Source organism: Abyssisolibacter sp. ZYX002, from assembly GCF_056892235.1.
Map to the genome: position 1 here is coordinate 46,629 of NZ_JARMXH010000002.1, position 20,709 is coordinate 67,337.

At 30.2% G+C, this 20,709-nt stretch carries 24 protein-coding genes; 18 read left to right on the forward strand and 6 right to left on the reverse strand.

Annotated features, from left to right (window positions below; translation table 11 throughout):
* Positions 1-73: 73 nt before the first annotated feature.
* From P3X86_RS06180 to P3X86_RS06195, 4 genes are all read right to left on the reverse strand, one after another.
* Positions 74-709 carry an L-2-amino-thiazoline-4-carboxylic acid hydrolase gene (locus P3X86_RS06180; protein WP_483291785.1) on the reverse strand — a complete coding sequence of 212 codons (636 nt, stop codon included), beginning with the start codon at positions 707-709 and terminating at the stop codon, positions 74-76.
* Between the two features lie 688 nt (positions 710-1,397).
* Entirely contained in the window at positions 1,398-1,880 is a 483-nt protein-coding gene (locus tag P3X86_RS06185) for a sigma-70 family RNA polymerase sigma factor (RefSeq protein ID WP_483291786.1), read from the reverse strand.
* Positions 1,881-1,998: 118 nt separating this feature from the next.
* Positions 1,999-2,226 carry a hypothetical protein gene (locus P3X86_RS06190; RefSeq protein ID WP_483291787.1) on the reverse strand — a complete coding sequence of 76 codons (228 nt, stop codon included), beginning with the start codon at positions 2,224-2,226 and terminating at the stop codon, positions 1,999-2,001.
* 235 nt (positions 2,227-2,461) lie between these two features.
* Positions 2,462-3,562, reverse strand: coding sequence for a tyrosine-type recombinase/integrase (locus tag P3X86_RS06195; RefSeq protein WP_483291788.1), 1,101 nt, complete (start codon positions 3,560-3,562; stop codon positions 2,462-2,464).
* A gap of 286 nt (positions 3,563-3,848) precedes the next feature.
* On the opposite strand from P3X86_RS06195, the gene P3X86_RS06200 reads away from it, so the two are divergent.
* From P3X86_RS06200 to P3X86_RS06285, 18 genes are all read left to right on the forward strand, one after another.
* A complete protein-coding gene (locus P3X86_RS06200) occupies positions 3,849-4,187 on the forward strand; it encodes a helix-turn-helix transcriptional regulator (RefSeq protein ID WP_483291789.1) in 339 nt (112 codons plus the stop codon).
* 23 nt (positions 4,188-4,210) lie between these two features.
* On the forward strand, positions 4,211-4,519 hold the full coding sequence (locus P3X86_RS06205) for a hypothetical protein (protein ID WP_483291790.1): 309 nt from the start codon (positions 4,211-4,213) through the stop codon (positions 4,517-4,519).
* Positions 4,520-4,576: 57 nt separating this feature from the next.
* Positions 4,577-4,993: a hypothetical protein gene (locus P3X86_RS06210; protein ID WP_483291791.1), complete on the forward strand. Its 417-nt coding sequence runs from the start codon at positions 4,577-4,579 to the stop codon at positions 4,991-4,993.
* Between the two features lie 62 nt (positions 4,994-5,055).
* Positions 5,056-5,799 (forward strand): hypothetical protein, encoded by a 744-nt coding sequence (locus P3X86_RS06215; protein ID WP_483291792.1) that lies wholly within the window; start codon positions 5,056-5,058, stop codon positions 5,797-5,799.
* A gap of 15 nt (positions 5,800-5,814) precedes the next feature.
* Positions 5,815-6,183, forward strand: a complete 369-nt coding sequence (locus P3X86_RS06220) for a hypothetical protein (RefSeq protein ID WP_483291793.1) — start codon at positions 5,815-5,817, stop codon at positions 6,181-6,183.
* A 65-nt stretch (positions 6,184-6,248) separates the two neighbouring features.
* Positions 6,249-6,440, forward strand: a complete 192-nt coding sequence (locus tag P3X86_RS06225) for a hypothetical protein (RefSeq protein ID WP_483291794.1) — start codon at positions 6,249-6,251, stop codon at positions 6,438-6,440.
* Positions 6,441-6,724: 284 nt separating this feature from the next.
* Entirely contained in the window at positions 6,725-10,831 is a 4,107-nt protein-coding gene (locus P3X86_RS06230) for a phage tail tape measure protein (RefSeq protein ID WP_483291795.1), read from the forward strand.
* 151 nt (positions 10,832-10,982) lie between these two features.
* On the forward strand, positions 10,983-12,005 hold the full coding sequence (locus P3X86_RS06235) for a hypothetical protein (RefSeq protein WP_483291796.1): 1,023 nt from the start codon (positions 10,983-10,985) through the stop codon (positions 12,003-12,005).
* A complete protein-coding gene (locus P3X86_RS06240; RefSeq protein ID WP_483291797.1) occupies positions 12,002-13,747 on the forward strand; it encodes a hypothetical protein in 1,746 nt (581 codons plus the stop codon). The genes P3X86_RS06235 and P3X86_RS06240 overlap by 4 nt, the downstream gene beginning before the upstream one ends.
* Positions 13,748-14,956, forward strand: a complete 1,209-nt coding sequence (locus P3X86_RS06245; RefSeq protein ID WP_483291798.1) for a hypothetical protein — start codon at positions 13,748-13,750, stop codon at positions 14,954-14,956.
* A gap of 13 nt (positions 14,957-14,969) precedes the next feature.
* Positions 14,970-15,491, forward strand: coding sequence for a hypothetical protein (locus P3X86_RS06250; protein WP_483291799.1), 522 nt, complete (start codon positions 14,970-14,972; stop codon positions 15,489-15,491).
* A complete protein-coding gene (locus P3X86_RS06255; RefSeq protein WP_483291800.1) occupies positions 15,481-15,744 on the forward strand; it encodes a hypothetical protein in 264 nt (87 codons plus the stop codon). Before P3X86_RS06250 ends, P3X86_RS06255 begins: the two co-directional genes overlap by 11 nt.
* 12 nt (positions 15,745-15,756) lie before the next feature.
* Entirely contained in the window at positions 15,757-15,897 is a 141-nt protein-coding gene (locus P3X86_RS06260; RefSeq protein ID WP_483291801.1) for a CD1375 family protein, read from the forward strand.
* Positions 15,898-15,911: 14 nt separating this feature from the next.
* A complete protein-coding gene (locus P3X86_RS06265; protein WP_483291802.1) occupies positions 15,912-16,742 on the forward strand; it encodes a hypothetical protein in 831 nt (276 codons plus the stop codon).
* Positions 16,726-17,907, forward strand: coding sequence for a hypothetical protein (locus tag P3X86_RS06270; protein WP_483291803.1), 1,182 nt, complete (start codon positions 16,726-16,728; stop codon positions 17,905-17,907). Before P3X86_RS06265 ends, P3X86_RS06270 begins: the two co-directional genes overlap by 17 nt.
* Positions 17,904-18,179: a hypothetical protein gene (locus tag P3X86_RS06275; RefSeq protein WP_483291804.1), complete on the forward strand. Its 276-nt coding sequence runs from the start codon at positions 17,904-17,906 to the stop codon at positions 18,177-18,179. Before P3X86_RS06270 ends, P3X86_RS06275 begins: the two co-directional genes overlap by 4 nt.
* 29 nt (positions 18,180-18,208) lie before the next feature.
* Positions 18,209-18,730: a phage holin family protein gene (locus tag P3X86_RS06280; RefSeq protein WP_483291805.1), complete on the forward strand. Its 522-nt coding sequence runs from the start codon at positions 18,209-18,211 to the stop codon at positions 18,728-18,730.
* 13 nt (positions 18,731-18,743) lie between these two features.
* A complete protein-coding gene (locus P3X86_RS06285; RefSeq protein ID WP_483291806.1) occupies positions 18,744-19,109 on the forward strand; it encodes a hypothetical protein in 366 nt (121 codons plus the stop codon).
* Between the two features lie 613 nt (positions 19,110-19,722).
* Here the strand turns inward: P3X86_RS06285 and nth are convergent.
* Together nth and P3X86_RS06295 are read right to left on the reverse strand one after the other, a co-directional pair.
* Positions 19,723-20,352, reverse strand: coding sequence for an endonuclease III (gene nth / locus P3X86_RS06290; protein ID WP_483291807.1), 630 nt, complete (start codon positions 20,350-20,352; stop codon positions 19,723-19,725).
* A 12-nt stretch (positions 20,353-20,364) separates the two neighbouring features.
* Entirely contained in the window at positions 20,365-20,694 is a 330-nt protein-coding gene (locus P3X86_RS06295; RefSeq protein WP_483291808.1) for a DUF503 domain-containing protein, read from the reverse strand.
* Positions 20,695-20,709: the final 15 nt, after the last annotated feature.

Below are 20,709 nucleotides of genomic sequence, written 5' to 3' on the forward strand. Positions count from 1 at the left end.
ATTAGAGTTCAAAAAAACTCCTTACACTAATGTTAATAGACATATCTCTTGTTTTGAACTTGCACTGAATATGTTATCTTTTTCTTGTAACATAAAAATCACACAGATTATCTCCATCCGCTATAGTTTTTGTACGTTCCAAATGTGCTCCCATTAGGTCATAAGTAATATAGTCAATTTTGCAAATGTGTTTAACTAACTCAAAACAGCCCTCTTTTTTCGCCAGTTCACATACACCACATTGTGTATACTCTGTTAAATACTCATCGTTGCTAAAAACCTTGTGAGTAAATATAAAGTCCATAGGGTGCTTAGATGATTGAGATCGCTTTGCATCTGCAAGTTTTTCTGCATGTACTTTTTCAGTAAAGAGCTTTCTTTTAGCAATAATTTTATTAAACAAAGGAGCATGTGCAGCTCGGTCAGTCAGCTGGAAAAATACATATTCATCCATCTTTTTATCAAAGGCTTTATAAATAGAAAAAAACATTGCTCCCATCAAAAGAGCATTAGTTCCAATATTATTTTTCTCTAGAGCTGGTGTGCGTGCCAATATCTCTTTATATATTTGTTTTGCTTTTTTCTTCTTTAATTTTACGTCTGCCTTGCCATAAACAGTTTCTAGATAGCTAAAAATAGATTTTTCAAACATTTTATATGTAATCCATGCCATAACATTGTATTTCATATATTTTTGATCGATTTGCATTATTAATCTTCCTTTCATTAATATTTTGTAATATAGATAGGTTTTTTGTATTCTTTTTCTTATAATATAATGCTCATTACCAAATATGTCAATTTTGTGTATGTAAATGTATTATCTTTTGAAATGATAACGTCATAATCTACTTTGTGTGGGGGTAAAGTTGTTAAAATACAAGGCATTAAAATGATAGTGGAGATGAAGCGGTTTTTAAAATGTGGCTCACTACTCGCTTTCGCTCCTAGGAGTAAGTGATTCACAAGAAATCAAGATTTCTGTTCTCTACTCATGATTAGTCAATATCATTTTAATAACGCAGTAGTTTACAATTTTAAACCCATAAAATTTATGGTGGCCAAAATGAGTAAATTACAAGGCATTAAAATTGTGGCGGATATGAGCGTACTAAAGCACGGGTTAGAATTTTTAATGGTTTATGGAGGTTAAAATTGCTAAAATACAAGGCATTAAAATGATAGTGGAGATGAAGCGTACTTAAGTACGTGAATCGTCAATATCATTTTAATAACGCAGTAGTTTACAATTTTAAACCCATAAAAAAAGAGTCCTTTCGGACCCCAACGGTAGGTTAAACGATAGGTGATATTTATTTCATCAATCGTCATTTCCTATATTACCATATGTTTTATTGTTTGTCAATTTATTTTTTTTATTCTTTCTTTTGGTGTAATTAGTGCCATTTTAGCTTTTCTTTTAATATTTTCTTAGATTTTTTAATTCTCCTGTATATAGTTTTTTTACATACATTATTCTTTGTAGCTATCTCTTCATAAGTTAATTTATATATATATTTATCTACTAAGATATCTACATTTTGTTTTGAAATGTACTTACTCATTTCTAATATCAACATATCTCCATTTACTATTTCATCAACTAAATATTTACTATCTTCATTTTTTAAAGATATTAAGGTATAATCTATCTTTTTATTCTCTTTTCTAAGATAATCTATAATATCACTGTAGATTATCCTATAACAATGCGTGCTTAATGAATAGTTTTTATTTTCTTTATAACTTTTAATAGCTTTCCATAATGCAATCTTTCCTACCTGCTCTAACTCTTCAAACTCAATATTGTTTGGTATATAGTTTAAATTTTTTATAACTTTATAGATAATTTTTTGATTTAGTTTTATTGTCTCGATCATAATTCCTCCTATATTATGAATGTATGTTATGTTGTATTTTAGGAGCGTTTCTTTTGTGATGTTACTATTATATGTTATGTTTATTTGTCGGGTAAATTTGAGAACCTTATAAACTCTCCTATTTTTGTTCATCTATGTATAATACATTCATATTATCAATCCAATTAAAAATAATCTCTTCTGCCTCATTTTTAGCTGCTTCATTATCTGAATTTACCAACTCTAATATTAAGTTATTTGCCTCGTCAATACTTAGTTTTCCATTAGATACACTTTCATATAGCCTCTCTAAAAAGCATACCAATCTCTCTTTATCAAAAGATATTGATTTTACTGTTCTTTTCATTGCCATTTCTCCCCTTTGTTTTAAATACATTAACAGTTTTAAACTTAATACTAACATAATCAATGGGTTGCTAAAAAAGCTTTAACCTGAATATTTCACCTAATTGAATAATTAAAGCATCTCTATAAACCTATTTCATAACAACCCAAAGATTAAAATAGAGTGAGACAGTAGTATAATTTATCGAACATGTGTTCGTATTTATTATACTACTTTTTATACTTATTGTCTAGTATTAATCTCTAAAATTCTCTGGATATAGTTTCTGTGCCATTTTAAGGTATCTTTTGACTACCCATCTATTTTCATCCCCCATTAATATTTGAACTTCTTCTATAGTTTTCCCTACAGAAAATAAATATGCTCTTTTAGAATGTCTCAATGTCTCAGTATTAATATTAGCTATTTTTTCCTGTGCAATGTTTTTGGCTACTTCTTCTTTTGTTTTTTGCTTTATAAGATTATTTACATAGTACTCAAATGCAGTATCCTTTATTGCTTTGAAAATTGTTGAATAACTAATTTGTTGACTTCTTGATGTTTGAAATAAATACTCAGATATTTTTAGTTCAAAATATGTTCCGCCTTTAGATTTAACCCGTTTTATTCTATTATTGTTGATCTCTTTTACTGTATTTTTCCATTCATCAATGTGCTCTAGTAACATATTTTTTACTTCATCTGAAAAATATCCTACTCTATCAAATATACCATCCTTGTGTATCTTTACAATATTATTCTCGAAATCTATATACTTTTTCTTGCAGTCTATTAATTCCTGTCTTCTCATACCTGTTTCATACATAAACAATATCAATAATCTATTTCTCATATTATCAGAAGTATATGCTATTTCCCTTATTTCGTCGTCTCTTATGGCATTGATTTCACTAACTACTTTCTTTGGTATTGGCAGTTGTCTAATATCTGGTGATTTATATTCACATTGGGATAAAAAGTTAAAATACTTTATAAGACTATTTTTAAATCTTCTTATTGAAGCTGGTGAATACTCATTTATAATCAAATATGTGAAAAATCTCTCTACATCGTTTTTAGTTAGCTGAGGTAATTTTGTATCATCCTTTATATCTTTTATGTTGTCTACAGAAAGTATAAATTTAAGGAATTTTTCGGTATTTGTCTTGTATCCACTTTTTGTATTGGAAGTGTAATCTTTATCGAGATAAGATACAAATTTATTGAATGAATTCTTAGCATAAACATTACTGTCATCTAATATTTTTTTATTTAGTTTTTCTATATCATGTCTTTTTATTAATCCTTTTTGTAGTAATATCCTAAGCGTTCTTTGATCTAATTCTCCTATACTCATTACAAAACACCTCCTTTCTTGCAAAAACTTACTCAATTTATAACTCAATATTTCTACTATATAATATCGAGTATATTTTTAATTTATATTAATTTAAACTACACTACCCTCATTATATTATTTCGAAGTAAGCAACAAAAAAATTAATTAATTTTTTATGTCTACATTTTATTATCTCTAACGATTAATAAAGTATAGTCTTCATATTAAACATAACATATTTTTGTATAAATGTGAAGCCAATTATATTGTTTGGTTAAATTTAGTGTAATTAGGAGGTGTTTATATGGGCTTAGGTAGTCAAATTCAATCTAGAGATATTAAATTTAAGAATATTAACTATTTAAATAAAGAATGCATTAAAGGTCTTATAAGATTTTATTATGGACTTGAAACTTCTACTATATATAATACAAATTTTGAGTTGGTATCTATTCTTATAGATATTAAGGATTCTATTGAAAATAGTGAACTTACATCAAAACAGAAATTAATTATTAAGCTTTATCAAGAAGGTTTTACAGAAAAACAAATAGGTAAAAAGCTTAATATCACTCAACAAGGTATTCACAAATGTATTAATAGTGTATGCTGTAAGATTTCTATGTATCTAAACAATAATTAAGATTTTGAAAGGATGTGTTTTTTGTGATTTTGAAATTAGCTGGTTCTAAAAAATTAACATTACCAAATGAGTTTGATTTAGATGAGAGGCTTAAATTTACTGAGGACATAATGAATGAAAACCCAGAGTGCTTTAAATTAACTGGTGATCTAAAATCTGATAACAATGTTTCAACTCGGCTTGATATTCTTGGAACTTACATTTTAAACTCTATGAAAGATATTAGAAAAACTGTTTTAAGTAGATACAAAGAAAAAAGAAGACCTTATCAAGAGTTAGCTTTTAGCAGTCTCTCGAAGCATCAATTTGAAAATATAAAAAAAATTTCTTAATCGTGGTTGTTTTTTATTCGAGTTATCGACATATATTTATGAAAGGATTGATATTGAATGAAATTTAAAAATATAACTGGAGCAGTTTATGCAAAATTACAAGCTGATAGCGAGTTATTAACTCTTATTGGTTTATCTAGTGATAGTAATAATTCAAACAATCAAATATTACTGGATAAATACCCATCTAATCTTAAAGATAATAATACTACGAAGTTGTTAGTTTATGAAAATCAACCAATAACAAAAGACACTATAGAGATAGTAAATCTACAGATAGATATCTATATTCATAAGTCTATTGATGAAAGAAATACAAAGCTAATATCTATACTCAACAGACTTTACTGTTTATTAGATAGTTTAGATATTGAAGGTTATCGCCTTCAATACTCAACAAGATTGCCAAATTTGCCAATCGAAAATAATGATTGGATTAAATATGGGATAGTTTTTAAAACAGATTTAGTTTAACTTCAGTCTGTTTATACTATCAAAAATAAAAATAATTAAACAAAATTTAGGAGGTATTTATTATGAAACAAATTTTATACGGTGTAGGAAAATGTGTGTTAAAGGATTTTGTAGATCCTAAACAAATTGTTGCATTATCTAAGTTAAAGGATGTAGCTATTAATTTTGCAAGTGAAGAAGAAGCTGTTACAGGTGGTGATAGCCCATATCCTATAACTTATTTTGCTAAGGACAAGTCAATAACTTTATCTGCTACTAATGCATTATTTGACTTAAAGCTTTTAAACGTTACTCAAGGTGCTACTGTTACTACAGGTGCTATTCGTATGACTGAGTTCATTGAAGCTGATGTTCCTGCTGAACTTACAATTACATTAGAAAATAGTCCTATAGCTGGAACTACTGTACTTGAAGGATTTGAGGCAGCAAATGATGAAGCTAGCTTAGCAGAAGGTAAGTATTTCGTAGATACTACTAAAAAGCAAATCAAGTTCCACTCCAGTGCTTCTGGCAAAAGTGTTAATGGTATTTACGAAAGAGAATCTGCAGCTACAGCAGAAACTATCAGTATCTTAAAAGATACTTTAGCTAAACCATTTACTTTCGTTCATAGAATACCAATCTATGATGACAATTCACAAATTATTGGACAAGGTCAATTAACTGTATACAAGTGTAAAGCTAGTGGTGCTTTTGAATACAACTTACAGCCACAAACGGCTTATGCTCCAAAGATAGAGTTAAAAGCTTTAGATCCAAAAAGAGCTGACAAGAAGCTTTGGGATTTCACTATAGAAACTGTATAGTAAAGAGGTATATATATGAAAGATGAAGCTAAAGTATTATACCAAGATCTTGACGAAATGCTAGGTAACTCTAGCTTGATAGATGTATTTACTGATGGTAAAGCACGCAATATAAAGCCTATCACTCTAAGAAATTTCAGCGATTTCATGAGTAATGTTGCTATTATAAATGCTGAAAAAATGTGGACTAATTTTATTCAGGATGAATCTGCTAAAGCTGTTACTGAGGTTCTAAAAATGTCTATTGATGAAGAAGAAGATGTACTAATGGATATAATCAATGCCGACAACTTCCCTATCATAATCAAGAAAATACTAAGTGTCAATGGTATAATGCTGAATACTAATAATGACAGTGAAGATGACGCAAAAAAAAAGGAATAAGCTTTAAAACTGGTATCACAGCAATACTCACTTATACATCTCTAGACATGAATCAGGTTAAGGATTTGACCTATATCCAGTACAGAGAAATACTAAGTGCTATCAACAAGAGACTTAGCTGGGATATACAACTTAACACTTTGAGTGTTACTGGAGAATTTAACAATGAACTTAGCCCTCTATTCTCGCAGGAAATAGAAGATAAGGTATTCAAACTATCTGATGCTATGGCTTTAAAGAATATGGCTAATGGTTAAATTCAAAACTGCATAGATGACTTTGTCATCTTCAATATTAGGGACTGTCAACAGTCCCCCAAAAGCTGTTTCAGAATAAGTAAATTACAAGGCATTGAAATTTACACGGATATGAGTAATTTAAAATGTGGCTCACTACTCGTCTTTACTCCTAGTAGTAAGTGATTCACTGGAAATCAAGATTTCTGTTCTCTACTCATGATTAGTCGTGTAATATTTCAATAACGCAGTAATTTGCCATTGTGAGACAGCTTTTTAAATTTAAATAAAGGAGGTCTAATCATTTGGATATTAAAGCAACTACTGATGATTTAAAAACTCTAAAATCTTCGTTAAGCGAAGCACAAAAAGATATTAGTAAGCTTGGGGAAAGCTTTACTAAATCTCTAGATAATATAAATAGTGGCTTAAATGATACCTCTAAAAATCTAAAGGCTATAAAAAGTGTTATAGCGGTCTATAAGGATTTTGAAAAGGAACAAACAAAATTACAACATAGCCTTAAAGCCACTAATAAGGAAATGAAAGAGTTAGCTAAAATGACTATACAGGTTGGTATAGCTACTGGTAGATCTGTAAAAGAACTTCAAGCTATTCAGGGCTTATGGGTAAAAGCAGGTATCAACAATATAGAAAAATTAAAAGAGCTTGTTAAAATCACGAGTCTCAGTCTCAATGCTGGAAACTTTAGAGATGCTGGTGAGGCTGTTGGTTTCTTAAATGATGCTATTAGAAATATGGCTAATGGTGATGTCTCTAGCGCAGGTATGATACTAGATAGCTGGTGTAACATTTCTAATAATACAGGTATATCTATGAGAACACTGGCAGAAGTAATATCTATAGCTGGTGAATCTGCTAGAAATTTAGGGATTGATTTTCATACTCTCAATGCTATTACTTCTATGGTATTTAACCAACTAGAAACTGGTAGCATACGTATATCCTATGCTCTAAAATCTCTATTTGATAGCATGGATATGAGTAATATGAGAGGTTTAGAAGTTCTAGGAGTCAATATAACTGAGTTATCGACCAATGGTGAAACCCTGCTCAGAAATTTCACTGATATCATGGATGAACTTAGTTCCAAGATGAACAATCTAAGTAACAGTGATATAAGTCTTAATATTGATAGCTCTGTTGACACCGAAGTAATGACTACCTTAATTGATGGCTGGAGCAATCTCTCTGATTTGATGACTATGTCCATGGAATCTGTAGGGGTAGCTATGGAGCAGAATTCAATGGTAATGCAAGATTTTAACATGCAAATAGAGTCTCTAAAGGTAGCTATGATGGAACTTGCTATGAGCTTTGGTGAGGAAGGGTTAGCTAAAGTCTTTAACTTTGCTAGTGGACTTGGAGAATCTATCACATCATTTAATAGTTTGGGGTCAAGCATGCAATCTGTCAGCTCATTTTCTACAGATTTAAATGACGTAATTGGAAATTTAAATAATACTTTAGGTGCAATTAATGGTTCTGGTTTAACTCAATATTTTAATACTATTGCACAACAAAGAGGCAACATAGCTGGTCTAGCTAGAGCTGAACAATTACTTGGTAATTCTGTTACATCTGGTAATTTGTCTCTTGAATCTAAAAATAGAATTCTTAGAGTTCTTAGAAATGAGCAACTAGCTAGCACTTTATCTACTAGTGAATTAACTGCATTGCAACAGGCACAAAATCTAGCTACGTCAGAAGCTTCTATGGCTTCTAGTTCATATGCTTCTTCGTTAGGATTAGCTGCCACAGGTGTTGCAGGTTTTATTGCTCTTTTACCACTATTTATTTCTCTTATATCTGCTAGTACTAAAAAATTAGAAGAAGCCCGAAAAGCATTATTAGATTCTATTAATTCAAGAGATAAAAAAATTGACGATATTCATACTAAATTTGAAAGATATAAAACACTACTCAGTCTAGAAAAAACTGTTTCATTGACAAGAGAAGAGCGAAAGGAAAAAAAATCACTTGAAGAAGATTTCGGCAAGTTTGCTCCTGAGTTTGCTAAATTTTCAGCTGATAGAAGAAATCCTTACATTGATAATGTTAATACTATTAGGAACGCAATATATTCAGAAGAAGCAGAGCAGTTAGATGAATCTACAACATACTTAAAAGCTCATAAATCTAGTAACGAGTATAACATTAAAAAAGTAAATAAACTACAAGAAGAAATTAAAAGAATAGATATCTTAGCAAATGAAGAATCTGAAGAATATTGGGCAAACGAAAGACAAGAAAGATTAAACGAGATCAATGAGCTTAAAGTGCAAATTGCCGAACATAAAAATGCTCAAACACAAAAAGATTATTATAGTAACAAAGTTTCAAAAAATAATGTAGATCAAAAAAATCATTTTGATAACTATATAAAAAATGCTAATAATAACGCTGATATCAATTCCTTCATTAATCCTAAAAGTGAACCTGAGAAAAATGTGTTCAATAGTGACTTTATGGGAAAAATAGACGAAATTCCTCCTGATATAAAGGTAATATTTCGAATGGCTGATGAATTAAAAGTTAGATTAAAAAATGATAAAAAAACTCTAAAAATAGAATTAAATAAATTAGTAAAACGTTATGAAAAATATTTAGATAAATATGAAAAACGTAAAATACTTAATATTACTGATGATAATATACCAAAATTAAAATTTAACTACAAACCACCTATTATGCCAAAGGTTGATACTCCAAAAATCAACTTCTATGAAATGCAAAAAAATATTAGGGCTTTAAAACAAGAATTAAAATCGCTAGACAAAGAAGAAAAAATGCTGAATCTAGCAAATGAAAATGATAAAACTGCCCTTTTGCCTGTATACAACAAAAAAATAAAAAACCGTCAAAACACTATTGAAGAATTAAAAATATTAAATGAGAAATATAAAAAATCACTTGGTGAAGTAAGTAAGATGATAGATGAACTCGATCCTAAATCTTATGGCTACGAAAATACTCTCAAAAATCTACAAAACACTCAGAGAAAATTAACTACCGAGATAGATAAAAACACTTTGAGTATGAAAGAAAATGAATATGCTATTGCTAAAATAAAAGACTCTATGGAAAATCAAATAGAATCTCTACTAAAGAAAAGCTACTCTATAAATAAAAAGCTAGCTAATGAAAAGCTAACTGATAAACATAAAACTGAAATAGACGATTTGACTGAAGAACAAAAAGATTACAATACTGCTATGGAAGACTCTATTAAGAACAAGCAGTTAGAGATTGATATGCTCGATAAGCAAATAAATAAGCAACAAAAGTTGAACGACTTAGCTAAGATAAGAGAAGAAATCAAAAAAGTCAAAAATGATACACGTTTTGCATATATAGACGAAACTACAGGTAAAGAAATATATACCTACGATAGACATAAAGTCAAAGAACTTGAAGAGCAAATGAGTCAAAAAGAACAAGAAATGCAAAATGATAGAATTAGAGAGAATCTACAACAAGAACTAACTAATCTTCAAGAAGAAAAGGATAGAGAAAACGAAAACTACAATGAAGATATTAGAAAAGCTGAGGAACGCCATAGAACTGAGATGGATAACTTCAATGTATATTGGCAAGAGAAACTTGATGCTGAAAATATACATCAAGAAGCTCTATATTTAATTAAAGAGTTGGGTCATGGTGATGCCCTTAAACTAGCTAAAACTTTCTTTAATGACATGGAATCAGAATATGATAAAAATGCATCTGTAGCATTAGAAGCTGGTAAAGATATCACATCTTCACTTGCTACTGGATTGTTTGATGATTTGGATAGCTTTATTAATGCATATAAAGCTAAACTGCGCACTATCACAAATCTAGATGTAGATAGCTCTAGTATTGAGACTGGATTAACAATTAACTCTACTTCAGGACCAAAAGATACACGTTCTGATAAAGAAAAATTAGTTACTGGTATGCCTCATGATGTTTTTGCTACCTATAAGGAAAACAAAAGAAAAGCTAAAATATTAAGAAACATACATGGCACTTGGAATCATCCTGAAATTCAAGATTTAAAAAATGACAATGATGATATTCGCAGGAAATATAAAATTGATGGTGATCATTTCAGTTATGATGATTTGAAAAGTTTTCACAGTGGTGGATTTGTAGGTCATTCACTTAACTCTAAGCATGAGATGGTAGCAAAATTACTAAAAGGTGAATATGTTCTACCTATAGATACCCTTGATAAACTAACCTTAGATCTTCCTCATATGACTTATCAATCATATAATCATGGGAGTCCTAGTACATCTTCTAATAGTGATATTAGACCTATTACAATACAGATAGATAAACTAACGCCAAACAATTTTGATGAATTTATGCAATCTATAGATCCTTATATTACATCATACAAATAATATCAGATTGTAGACAAAAGACCAATTTCTACAATCTGATTTAGAAAGCTTCATCATCAATCTAGAAATGGCTGTATTTTTAAAAAATCTCAATATTGAGGTTGTTTTTTTATGCTCCCATCGACATATATATATGAAAGAAGGTGATTTCGTGATACTAAAACCAACTGAACTTACTCCTAACAATAGCACTTTTTGTAAAGATGAAGATATAACTATATCTTGGAAGAACAATGGAGATATAATGACCGCTTATAGTCTTGAAGTAATAGACAACTCTACTTCTACAAAAGTGTATTCATCAGGTAAAGTAACCTCTAAGACTACTAAACACATTATTCCTGCTAATACACTTACAAATGAAAAGGAATATTACTATAAGCTAACGGTATATAATGCTGTAGGAGGTAGTGTAACTTCAGATGCAGTAGTTTTTATGACTAGTGCTAGACCAGTTGTTACTATACCTAATGATGGATATGTGAGAAATCAATATTTGACTGTAAATGCGAACTATACTCACTCATCTAATGTGCCTATAAAGTCATACAAATTCATACTATATGATGTATCTAACAAGGTATTAGAAGAGTCTAGCAGTATTATATCTAGTGTATTAACATACTCATTTAAGCACCCTTTAGCAGATGGAGCTACCTACAAAGTGAAGTGTATTGTAGTTAGTCAAAAAGATGTATCTAGCTTTAGCATGATTTCGTTAGTCGCTGATTATAACTCTATGCAGAGCTACTCTAACTTACATGCTGAAACATTTATAAATAAACCATATGTAAAACTACAATGGTCTATTACTAGGATCATAGGTAATGCTGATAAGGAGTTTGAATATATAGATGGTGAAAAAGCTAATCTCACTAATGGTTCTACAGTCAGTTTTGACTCGAATTTTACAGTGGATGAAGATTTCACTCTCAAGCTTTGGGTAGAAAATCTGAAAAATGATATAGATATCATTAAAATATGTGGTTCTAATGGAAATATGGAAATAACTTTTAGAGATAATAGGATACATGTATATAAAGATTTCAGCTCTCTCACCTATCATACTGCTTCTGATTTGATAGACGAAACCATTACTACTGATACTAAAATGTATATCTGCATAAAACAAATTAACAATAGACTAAACATTTATCGTGAGGTGATAAAATGACAAGAAAACTATCAAGTTTCCCAAAAGCTATAGATACATTCATAGAGCACTTTGATATAACTGCTAATGATGTACCTAAAGTGAAAAAGTATCAAGAATTAAAGTTAAAGACTAGTCTAACTGATTCTGAAAGAACAGAGCTTGAAAACTTGACCACTATTCTAAGAAATAAAATAATAACATCAGAAGATTGGAACAAGTTTCAAGAATCTCTTGTGAATATGCAAGTGTTTATTAAGGATGAGGTTGAGGGGTATATACAGGGTAAGCAACAAGAAATGAACATTACAGTAACTGATTTAAAATCACAAGTTGAAACAGCTAAAACTGATATAACTAATGCTGTCAATAGTTCTCAGGCTGGGGCACTTCAAAATGACTACAATGCAAAAATAGGTTCACTTAATAACTTAACAACTAGTAACAAGACAAGCACAGTTGACTCTATAAATGAGCTGAACAACATGAAGGTAAACGCTGGATTTAAAAATAGCTCATTTAAGTTTGTATCATTTGATATATTCAATGAATGGAAAGTTGCTCATGAATATGACGCTGATGGCACTACTATAAAAGCCATCTGGGAAATTCATAGAAACTACAATGATTCTGGTAAAATTATAAAAGTAGTGAAGCATGACAAATTAGTCAATCAAACAGTGGAGTTTAAACCAAATAGAGGCACTATTACTTATGATTTTGATTATGACCAAAAGATAAAAGGTAGTGAAATAAATCCACATGCTATATTTCAAACAACTAGTTCTACTTCCCTATCTTCACGATTAGAGAAGATAAATGAAATAACTCAAGAAAACTATAATAAAGTTAAGACGAAAGACGCTAAATCGTTTGACACTACTACTAATACAAGAGACTCTAGAATATATAGACAGTTTGTATTTGATTTATCTAAAGTAGGTATAAACAAGGAAAATATATCGAGTTTTGAAATAGAATATCATGGTTTTACTAAAGGTTTAGAACCTTTTAATGATGGAAGTGAAGAAAATCTACTAACAAGAAATCAAAGCTGTTTAGAGGATAAAAATATTTCAGAGTTTATTAAAGAAAGTGATGACACTATATTGTCTATAGATGAAACAAAAAAAATAGATAATGATGTCTCTATAAAAGCTTTAACGACAGGAACTATCGTTGGAGAAGGCTTCCATACATCTGTAGTCTCTTTTAGTGGTGGTCAATTAAAAGGTTGTGTTTACTTACAAGGACAAGGAACCGTTGAAGTATATCTTAAAAATACAACTACTGATAAAATTGGAGAAAAGAAAAAAGTAACATTAGATTCTAACTGGCAAAAAGTTGAACTATCACTTAGTTGCAATACAGGTGACATAACTTTATGTGTAAAAACAACACAAATATCACATATAGCAACAATATATGCAACTAGAATAATGATAAATCAATATAATAGTTCAGAATGGTTGATGGGAAAACATAAAAGAGTATCAGAAACTAATGTATCTATTTTAAAAGAAAACAATACAACACATGTTTCCGCTAAAAACATAGCCAAAAATGACTTTACTAAGCAACATTATACTATATCAACAAATGCATCATCATATCTAAACAAGCAAAATATAATAGTTCAACTTGAAAGTGCTGTCTCAGATGGGATAAATGAAGCATTCATAAAAACTGAATATATCAAGTTGAGAGTAAAAAAGAAAAATAACGACAAAATAATAACTTGGAATATTAAGGAGGTTGAATAAATGTCTTTACCTTTTATAGTTAAGGATTCACTAAAAGATGATAACAAAAGAAAGATTCTTTACCACGGTAAATTAGGTAATATTCAGAGTGATTTAGTCAAAGCACAAGATAAAGAATACAATATTGAGCAAGTTATACTTACTAATCTTTATATCCAATCTTGTAATGTAACTTTAGGTGTTTTGGAAAATGATAAAGTGTTGGGTAAGCCACTTGAGAATGATGTTGATTTTGTTGATAGTAAGCAAAATGCTCAAAGAATGAATATTGAAAAAACATCAATATATAATAACTCTCCTTCAAAATATCTTATAAAACAATATTTTGGAACTAATCAGGACAAAAATCAGATGGGAAATTTTAGATCTAGTGGTTCCGTAGGTCAAGGTAGTGATTATGTTCACATACCTTATCTTGGTTACATTACTTCTCCCGCTATTAACACTAATCAATTATTTACAAATCATAAACATAAACCTATTCATATATATATATATATATCAGATAATAACCAAAACGCTTCAAATAAGCGATTTTATGTAAAATTGCTAGACAAGAACAATAATTGGCATACACAATATTTTACTGTTGCATCTAGAACCTATGCAGCTACAATAAATAACTTGGATGAAAAATTCATACATGACAGATTTCAATTTATAGTAGGTGTTGATTCAAGTAATTATGATATTCGTATTAATACTATTTTAGTACAAACTAATACGGGTTCAAGTTATTACGAAAGTAAACCAATAGATTTAACCTATATTGGCTCATATGATACTTCTAGTGTTTCGTATGATATTTTCAAAAGTAATACTACTCATGAATATAAATTTTATACAAGTATATCACTAGATAATGGAATTACTTGGAGTGATTATGTTCACGTTAATTCTAACAATCCATTGCCACAATTAATAAAAGGGCAGTCTTTAGTAGGTGTATTATTTAAATTTAGAGTGGAATTTTATGATTACACTAATTTAGGCAGCTCTAATCAATTAAGATTATCTAATCTTAAAATAGTAATTAATTCTCAAACAATCAATAATATCGTGTTTAATGAATTATCTATAAAAAATAAGAAAACTTCTTCTATAAATATTAATATTCCTGTTTCTAAAGGATATAAATTATCAGGATACCAAACTTCGGGTGACCATTCTAAAGATATGAATATCATGGTTATTGGACAGGAATATTAAAGGTGGTGAAAGTATGAATATTATAGAATACCCTAATATAGATAATGATTTTAGATGGAATATCATATCTAAGATAAAGCTAAAAGATAATACTACTCAAATAATATTTGATAATCTACCGTATTATAAGCAATACGGTATTTTTATGTTTTCTAAAAATAAAAAATATGCTTCAAATATTTTTATGGAAATTTATATTAAAAATGTATTGCAAAATATGAATTATCAGCATGTCTATTTCAACGGAACAAATTTTATATCTACTAACTATCCTAATTATAATCGTGCATCGGTAACTGGTAGAACTAATACTTCAGGGTATTTTGGGCATATAGCCATTGAAAATAGCTCTGACATGAAAATTTGGACTTCGCAATTTTCTGGCGGTCAAGTACCACATAATTTTGCAAGTGGTAGTTTTACCACTGCTAATAATAAACCTATAGATACTATTAAGCTATCTTGTAACACAGACCACCCATTCTTACCAAACTCAGAATTCATATTAGCTGGGAGGGATTTATTTGGCAACTAAAACTATTACTACAGAAGATGGTATTTATAAAGTTATCAATGAAGGTGAATGTGAAGTAAAGATTCTGATTGAACCTAGCGAAAGCTATCTTGAGAAAGAAAAAGTAAAGCAATCAAAAGTTTTATCTCTACCTGCAAATTCTGAACTTTTGAATGCTTATGAAGCTATTGCTATGCTACATGAAACAGTGACTAGTCAGAAAAATGAATTAGATAAATTAAAGAAAGATTTAGAAAAACTAAATCAAAATTAAAGGAGGATTATTATGGTGTATGATTATATGATAAAAGTATATGCTTATCTCGTTAAATATGGAAAAAGAGAAATCACCTCTTTACCTGAGCAATATCAAGAAAAGGTCACTAATTTTTTAACTACGGAATATGAAAAAGAAAATACATTATAAAGGTGGTGATAACCATGACCACACTAATAGGACTAAACTCATATGGTGATGGCAGTGTCTTCGACCCTGCTACTGCCTCTATTTGTAATATAAACGATATAAAAATAAAAAACGCTGTTTTTGATGAGGTTGGATTGTTTGATAGTAGTGCTGATAGAGCTAATGAGAGAAGCAAATGGAGTTCTCATACTGTGTTTATAGCCAAATTCAAGGACAACTTAGAGGCTGGAAATATCTCTCTTGATGAGCATGATATCTCTGGGCTTAAAGTCAAAAGGAAGAAAAGAGCTTCAAATACCTATGTTGATCTAGCTACTGTCGATTATGTTCCTAATAGCATGATGACGTATCTAGATTATTTTGCTGGTAGTAATACTGACTATGATTATGCTGTTGTGCCTGTTAGTACTTCTGGTATTGAGGGTGTCATAAGTACTACTCCTACTAAACCTATGTTTGATGGTTGGTGGCTAATAGACTGTGATGACCCATATAACAATCACTTTCATTTTTACTACAACTTAAAAGATGTAAATATATCAACACATCAAGATAGAACTGTGTTAAATACATTTTCAAAATATCCAAAGGTTTATTATGGGCAAAAATATGCCAAGCATGGTAGTTTATCTGGACTACTAATGCCTGATGATGGCAATGTAGTTACTCAGCTAAGAAAACTTGAAGATATGATTAATAAACATAAGCCTTTACTTCTAAAAGACAGTATGGGAAGGTGTTTTTATGTTGATGTATCTGCTCCTAGTATGGTAGCTATGCAGATACCTAACGACATATCTTCTATAAGTATTAACTGGGTGGAGGTAAGTGAATATCATGATTAACGCTAGTGAAAGCTTTAAGAAAGCTCTGCTCAAACCAATATCTGAGGTTTTTGTCAAACTTGAACTTCTAGATAGTGATGAAAATGTAATTGATATATTTACCGAAGAAGTGAACAGTGATTCTATAGGTGATATATCTATTGATAGCAGTAGAGATATACGCCGAATGTTCACTCTCACTCTTGACAATAAAGATGGTAGATTTACTTGGAATGAAAATGGCCTAATCTGGATAGATAACAAGAGAATAAAACTATATGTTGGTTTAAAAACTCCCCTCGGTATCGAATACATACCACAGGGAGTTTTTGTTATAACCCAGCCTCAAGCAACTCATAAACCTAACGCGAACTCTGTAACTATCAATGGGCAGGACAAATGGTACCTACTCACTGGTAACTTCGGACGATTTACTCACGAGACTACTATAAAAAAAGGTACAAACATAAAAGAAGCCATAAAGATTGTTGCTGAAAATGCGGGTATCAAAAAAATGATTCTTGATAATACAGATATAACTGTTCCCTATGACTTGACATTTCAGATTGGCCAAAACAGAGGAAAAGCTATAAAAGACTTAGCTAGTAAAGCATTTGCAGATGGACTGTATTTTTATGATGTGTATTTTGATGTAAATGGATACTTGATATTCACTAAACACAAAGACCCTCTACTACAGGCTCCTTGCTGGACTTATAAAATTGACGAAAACACTCTATATGCTGGGAGCATAAGAAAACTTGATGATACTCACCTATTTAATCATATTTTAGTTTTAGGAGGATCTTCACGTACTGCTGAGTTTAAGACTGAACTAGTTATTGATGAAACTGTGACTAAGTGGAAAGACCATCCTTACTCTATACAAAAAATTGGTGATAGATTCTGTGCATGGAACAATGCAAACCCTGATAGTATGATTGATACTCAGTCACAATGTGATGCAAGAGCTAAGTTCGAGCTTAAAAAGAAACTACAGTTTTGTGAAAAGGTGACTTTGAACATAGCACCAAATTACCTACATCAAGTAAATGATGTAGTTGAGATTATAGATGATAAAAATGGCTGTCAAGGCAGTTATCAGCTCACTAGGTTTTCTATCCCTCTAAAACCTAAGATAGTGTCGGCTACTGCAAATAAAATAAGAAAGGGCTTGGTGATATGAAACAAAACGAATTTATAAACAAAATACAAGATATCATATCTAATTTCCTTGATAAAAGAGGTTTTTATGTTCATGAGTTTCATTTGGGAAAGGTCGCCGGCGTAAACAGTGATGGCACTCTTGATGTGTATATAGACGCTAGTAGCACCATAACTCCCTCTGTACCAGCTAACCCTGATGTAAAATTCGTTGTTAATGACCATATATGGGTTCACTTTGTCAACAAGAATCCAAATAACCTCTTTGTTCCATACAAAAGGCATGTTATTTAAATAGGTTAAATTAAAGGTGGTAATATTTAATGAAAGAAATGATGCTTGAAATAATTGACTGTGGGAGTAATATATTTAAACTCTGCTTTAGTAAAAGCATCTGGCTACTAGGGAGTATATTGGGGATTATATTATCTGAGATAGGATATCCCAAAGAGGTTTTAGTCTTTATTGTAACTCTTATAGTTATTGATTTACTCAGCAAGCAGTATTCAATTATTATAAAGAACTACGGTAAATTTACAATATCACTCTTTTATAAGGGTTGGAAGGACAAGCACTTGACTAGTAGGGCTTTAAAAAACGGTATATGCGTAAAGGTATTTCTATATCTTCCTGTACTATACACTGCTCACAAATGCTCTATACTATTTGAGGTTGTCTATGGTAAAACCATATCTAATATTCTATATACTGTCTTAGTTTTAGTTGAGCTAACTAGTATATTAGAGAATTGTATTGATTCAGGTTTTACAAATCTAAGACCTATACTAAAGTTTCTAAAGCACAAACAAGATAATATTGTAAGCGATAATAATAAAGATGATTAAATGAGGTGTAAAAATGGTTGAAGCTATAAATTGGAATATTGTAATTGCTATAGCGACTGTATTTATGGTAGTTATATTTACCAAATATATATCTAAGTATTTAAAGAAAAAGGATCTTGACCTGTATAGAGAGATCAAACTAGGTTTACTTATATTTGGTTATACATTTAAGGATAATCAAATAAAAAAAATTGCTGATTTGACGTATGAAGTAGTAAGTAATCTGCAATCGTTAGCTAGTGTTACCGAAGAAATTGACGAAGCTATTAAACAAGTCTCTAAGAGACTACTTGATGAGTTTGACATTAATATTGAGCCTGAGGCTTTGGATATGATTGTGCAAATTGCTTATACTTTGCTTCCTGAGGATAATAAGTAGTTTTTTTATTTATTCTGGGTAACGCGTTGGAGTAATATCTAGTTATGCTTTGTGAGTGTGGATCGTTGCTTTATGCATAGAAGCGTTAAATAACATTTACTTAACCCTGCGAGAGTAGTGTTTCTTAACTGTATTAGAGATGTAGCAATACTACTTCCAATGTCGTTTACATCAAATATCATTTAGCTTCTAATAGTTTATTGGTTACTCACTCTTTAGGGTAGGCGTTGTAGTGCGTTGAGAAATACACATTGTAAAAAATAGTTTACTGGTGATGGGAAATCAAAGATAATCTTACTGGCTCAGACAAGAGGGCATTTAAAAAAATTTATATAAAAGCGTTGAATAAATACCCTCTCAAATTCGCCGATAAGAAATATCTTTTGATTTCCTAGTTACTTTATTGGTTGAAATATTATAGGGTAATCAATTTGAGTCAAAAGACCTTAAATTATAACTACAAAAATTACCAACAAAGTAATTAAGCCAGAACTAGGGTCATCCTTTGCAGTGTGACTCGTTACTTTTTGTTAAAAACATTAAATAATCTAAAAGCCTATCGTATTCTCTATTTGTTCATAAAGACTCGATAGGCTTTTTTACAATTTTACATTCACTTTCCATTTAAATATTCACAATAATTCTTTACTGTACATTCCTCACAGTTAGGTTTTCTTGCCTTACATACCCTCCTACCGTGAAATATCAATAAGTGATGACTTCTTGACCATCTTTGTTTTGGTATCAGTTTCATTAACTGCTGTTCTGTATCGTTTACATTGTCACTTTTACTAAGTCCCAATCTATTTGATACTCTAAATACATGCGTATCTACTGCTATAGCTGGCACATCAAATGCATTGGATAATACTACATTAGCTGTTTTTCTACCAACACCAGGTAATTTTATTAAGTCCTCCATATTATCAGGTATCTTAGATTCGTATTCCTCTACTAAAGTCTTACATGTATTAATAATGTTTTTACTCTTATTTCTGTAAAAACCAATACTTCTTATTATATCTTCTAGCTCTCCTTTCGATATATTAATATAATCTTCAGGCACACTATATTTCTTAAACATGTCTTTAGTAACTTCATTCACACGTTTATCTGTGCTTTGAGCTGATAACATAGTAGCTATTAAAAGTTCAAAAGGATTACTATATTTAAGCTCACATTCTGCATCTGGGTATGTCTGCTCTAAGATGTCCAAAATTTCTTTTGCTCTCTTTTTGTCCATTTCATCCTCCATTTAGAGTATTTCTATGCACACATTCAGCACTTCTACTCTATTGTCTCTCTCAATATAGTTTAGTATTTTTGATATCATGCTGTTTGCATGAGTGCTATCATTTGTAACACATGCAAAACCAATTTCTGATTTGTTCCAAAGATCGTTAAATCCTACTTCTGCTATTGATACATTAAACTTTGACTGTATCCTTCCTAGGATGCTTTTTATTACGTGTCTTTTTTCCTTTAATGAGTTTGATTCAAATACCATTAATTCGACTGAACAAGAACCTATTATCACACTCATCACCTCGTCAAATCTATCTCTAAATATTATTGGTAATATCAAGAGATAATGTCCTAT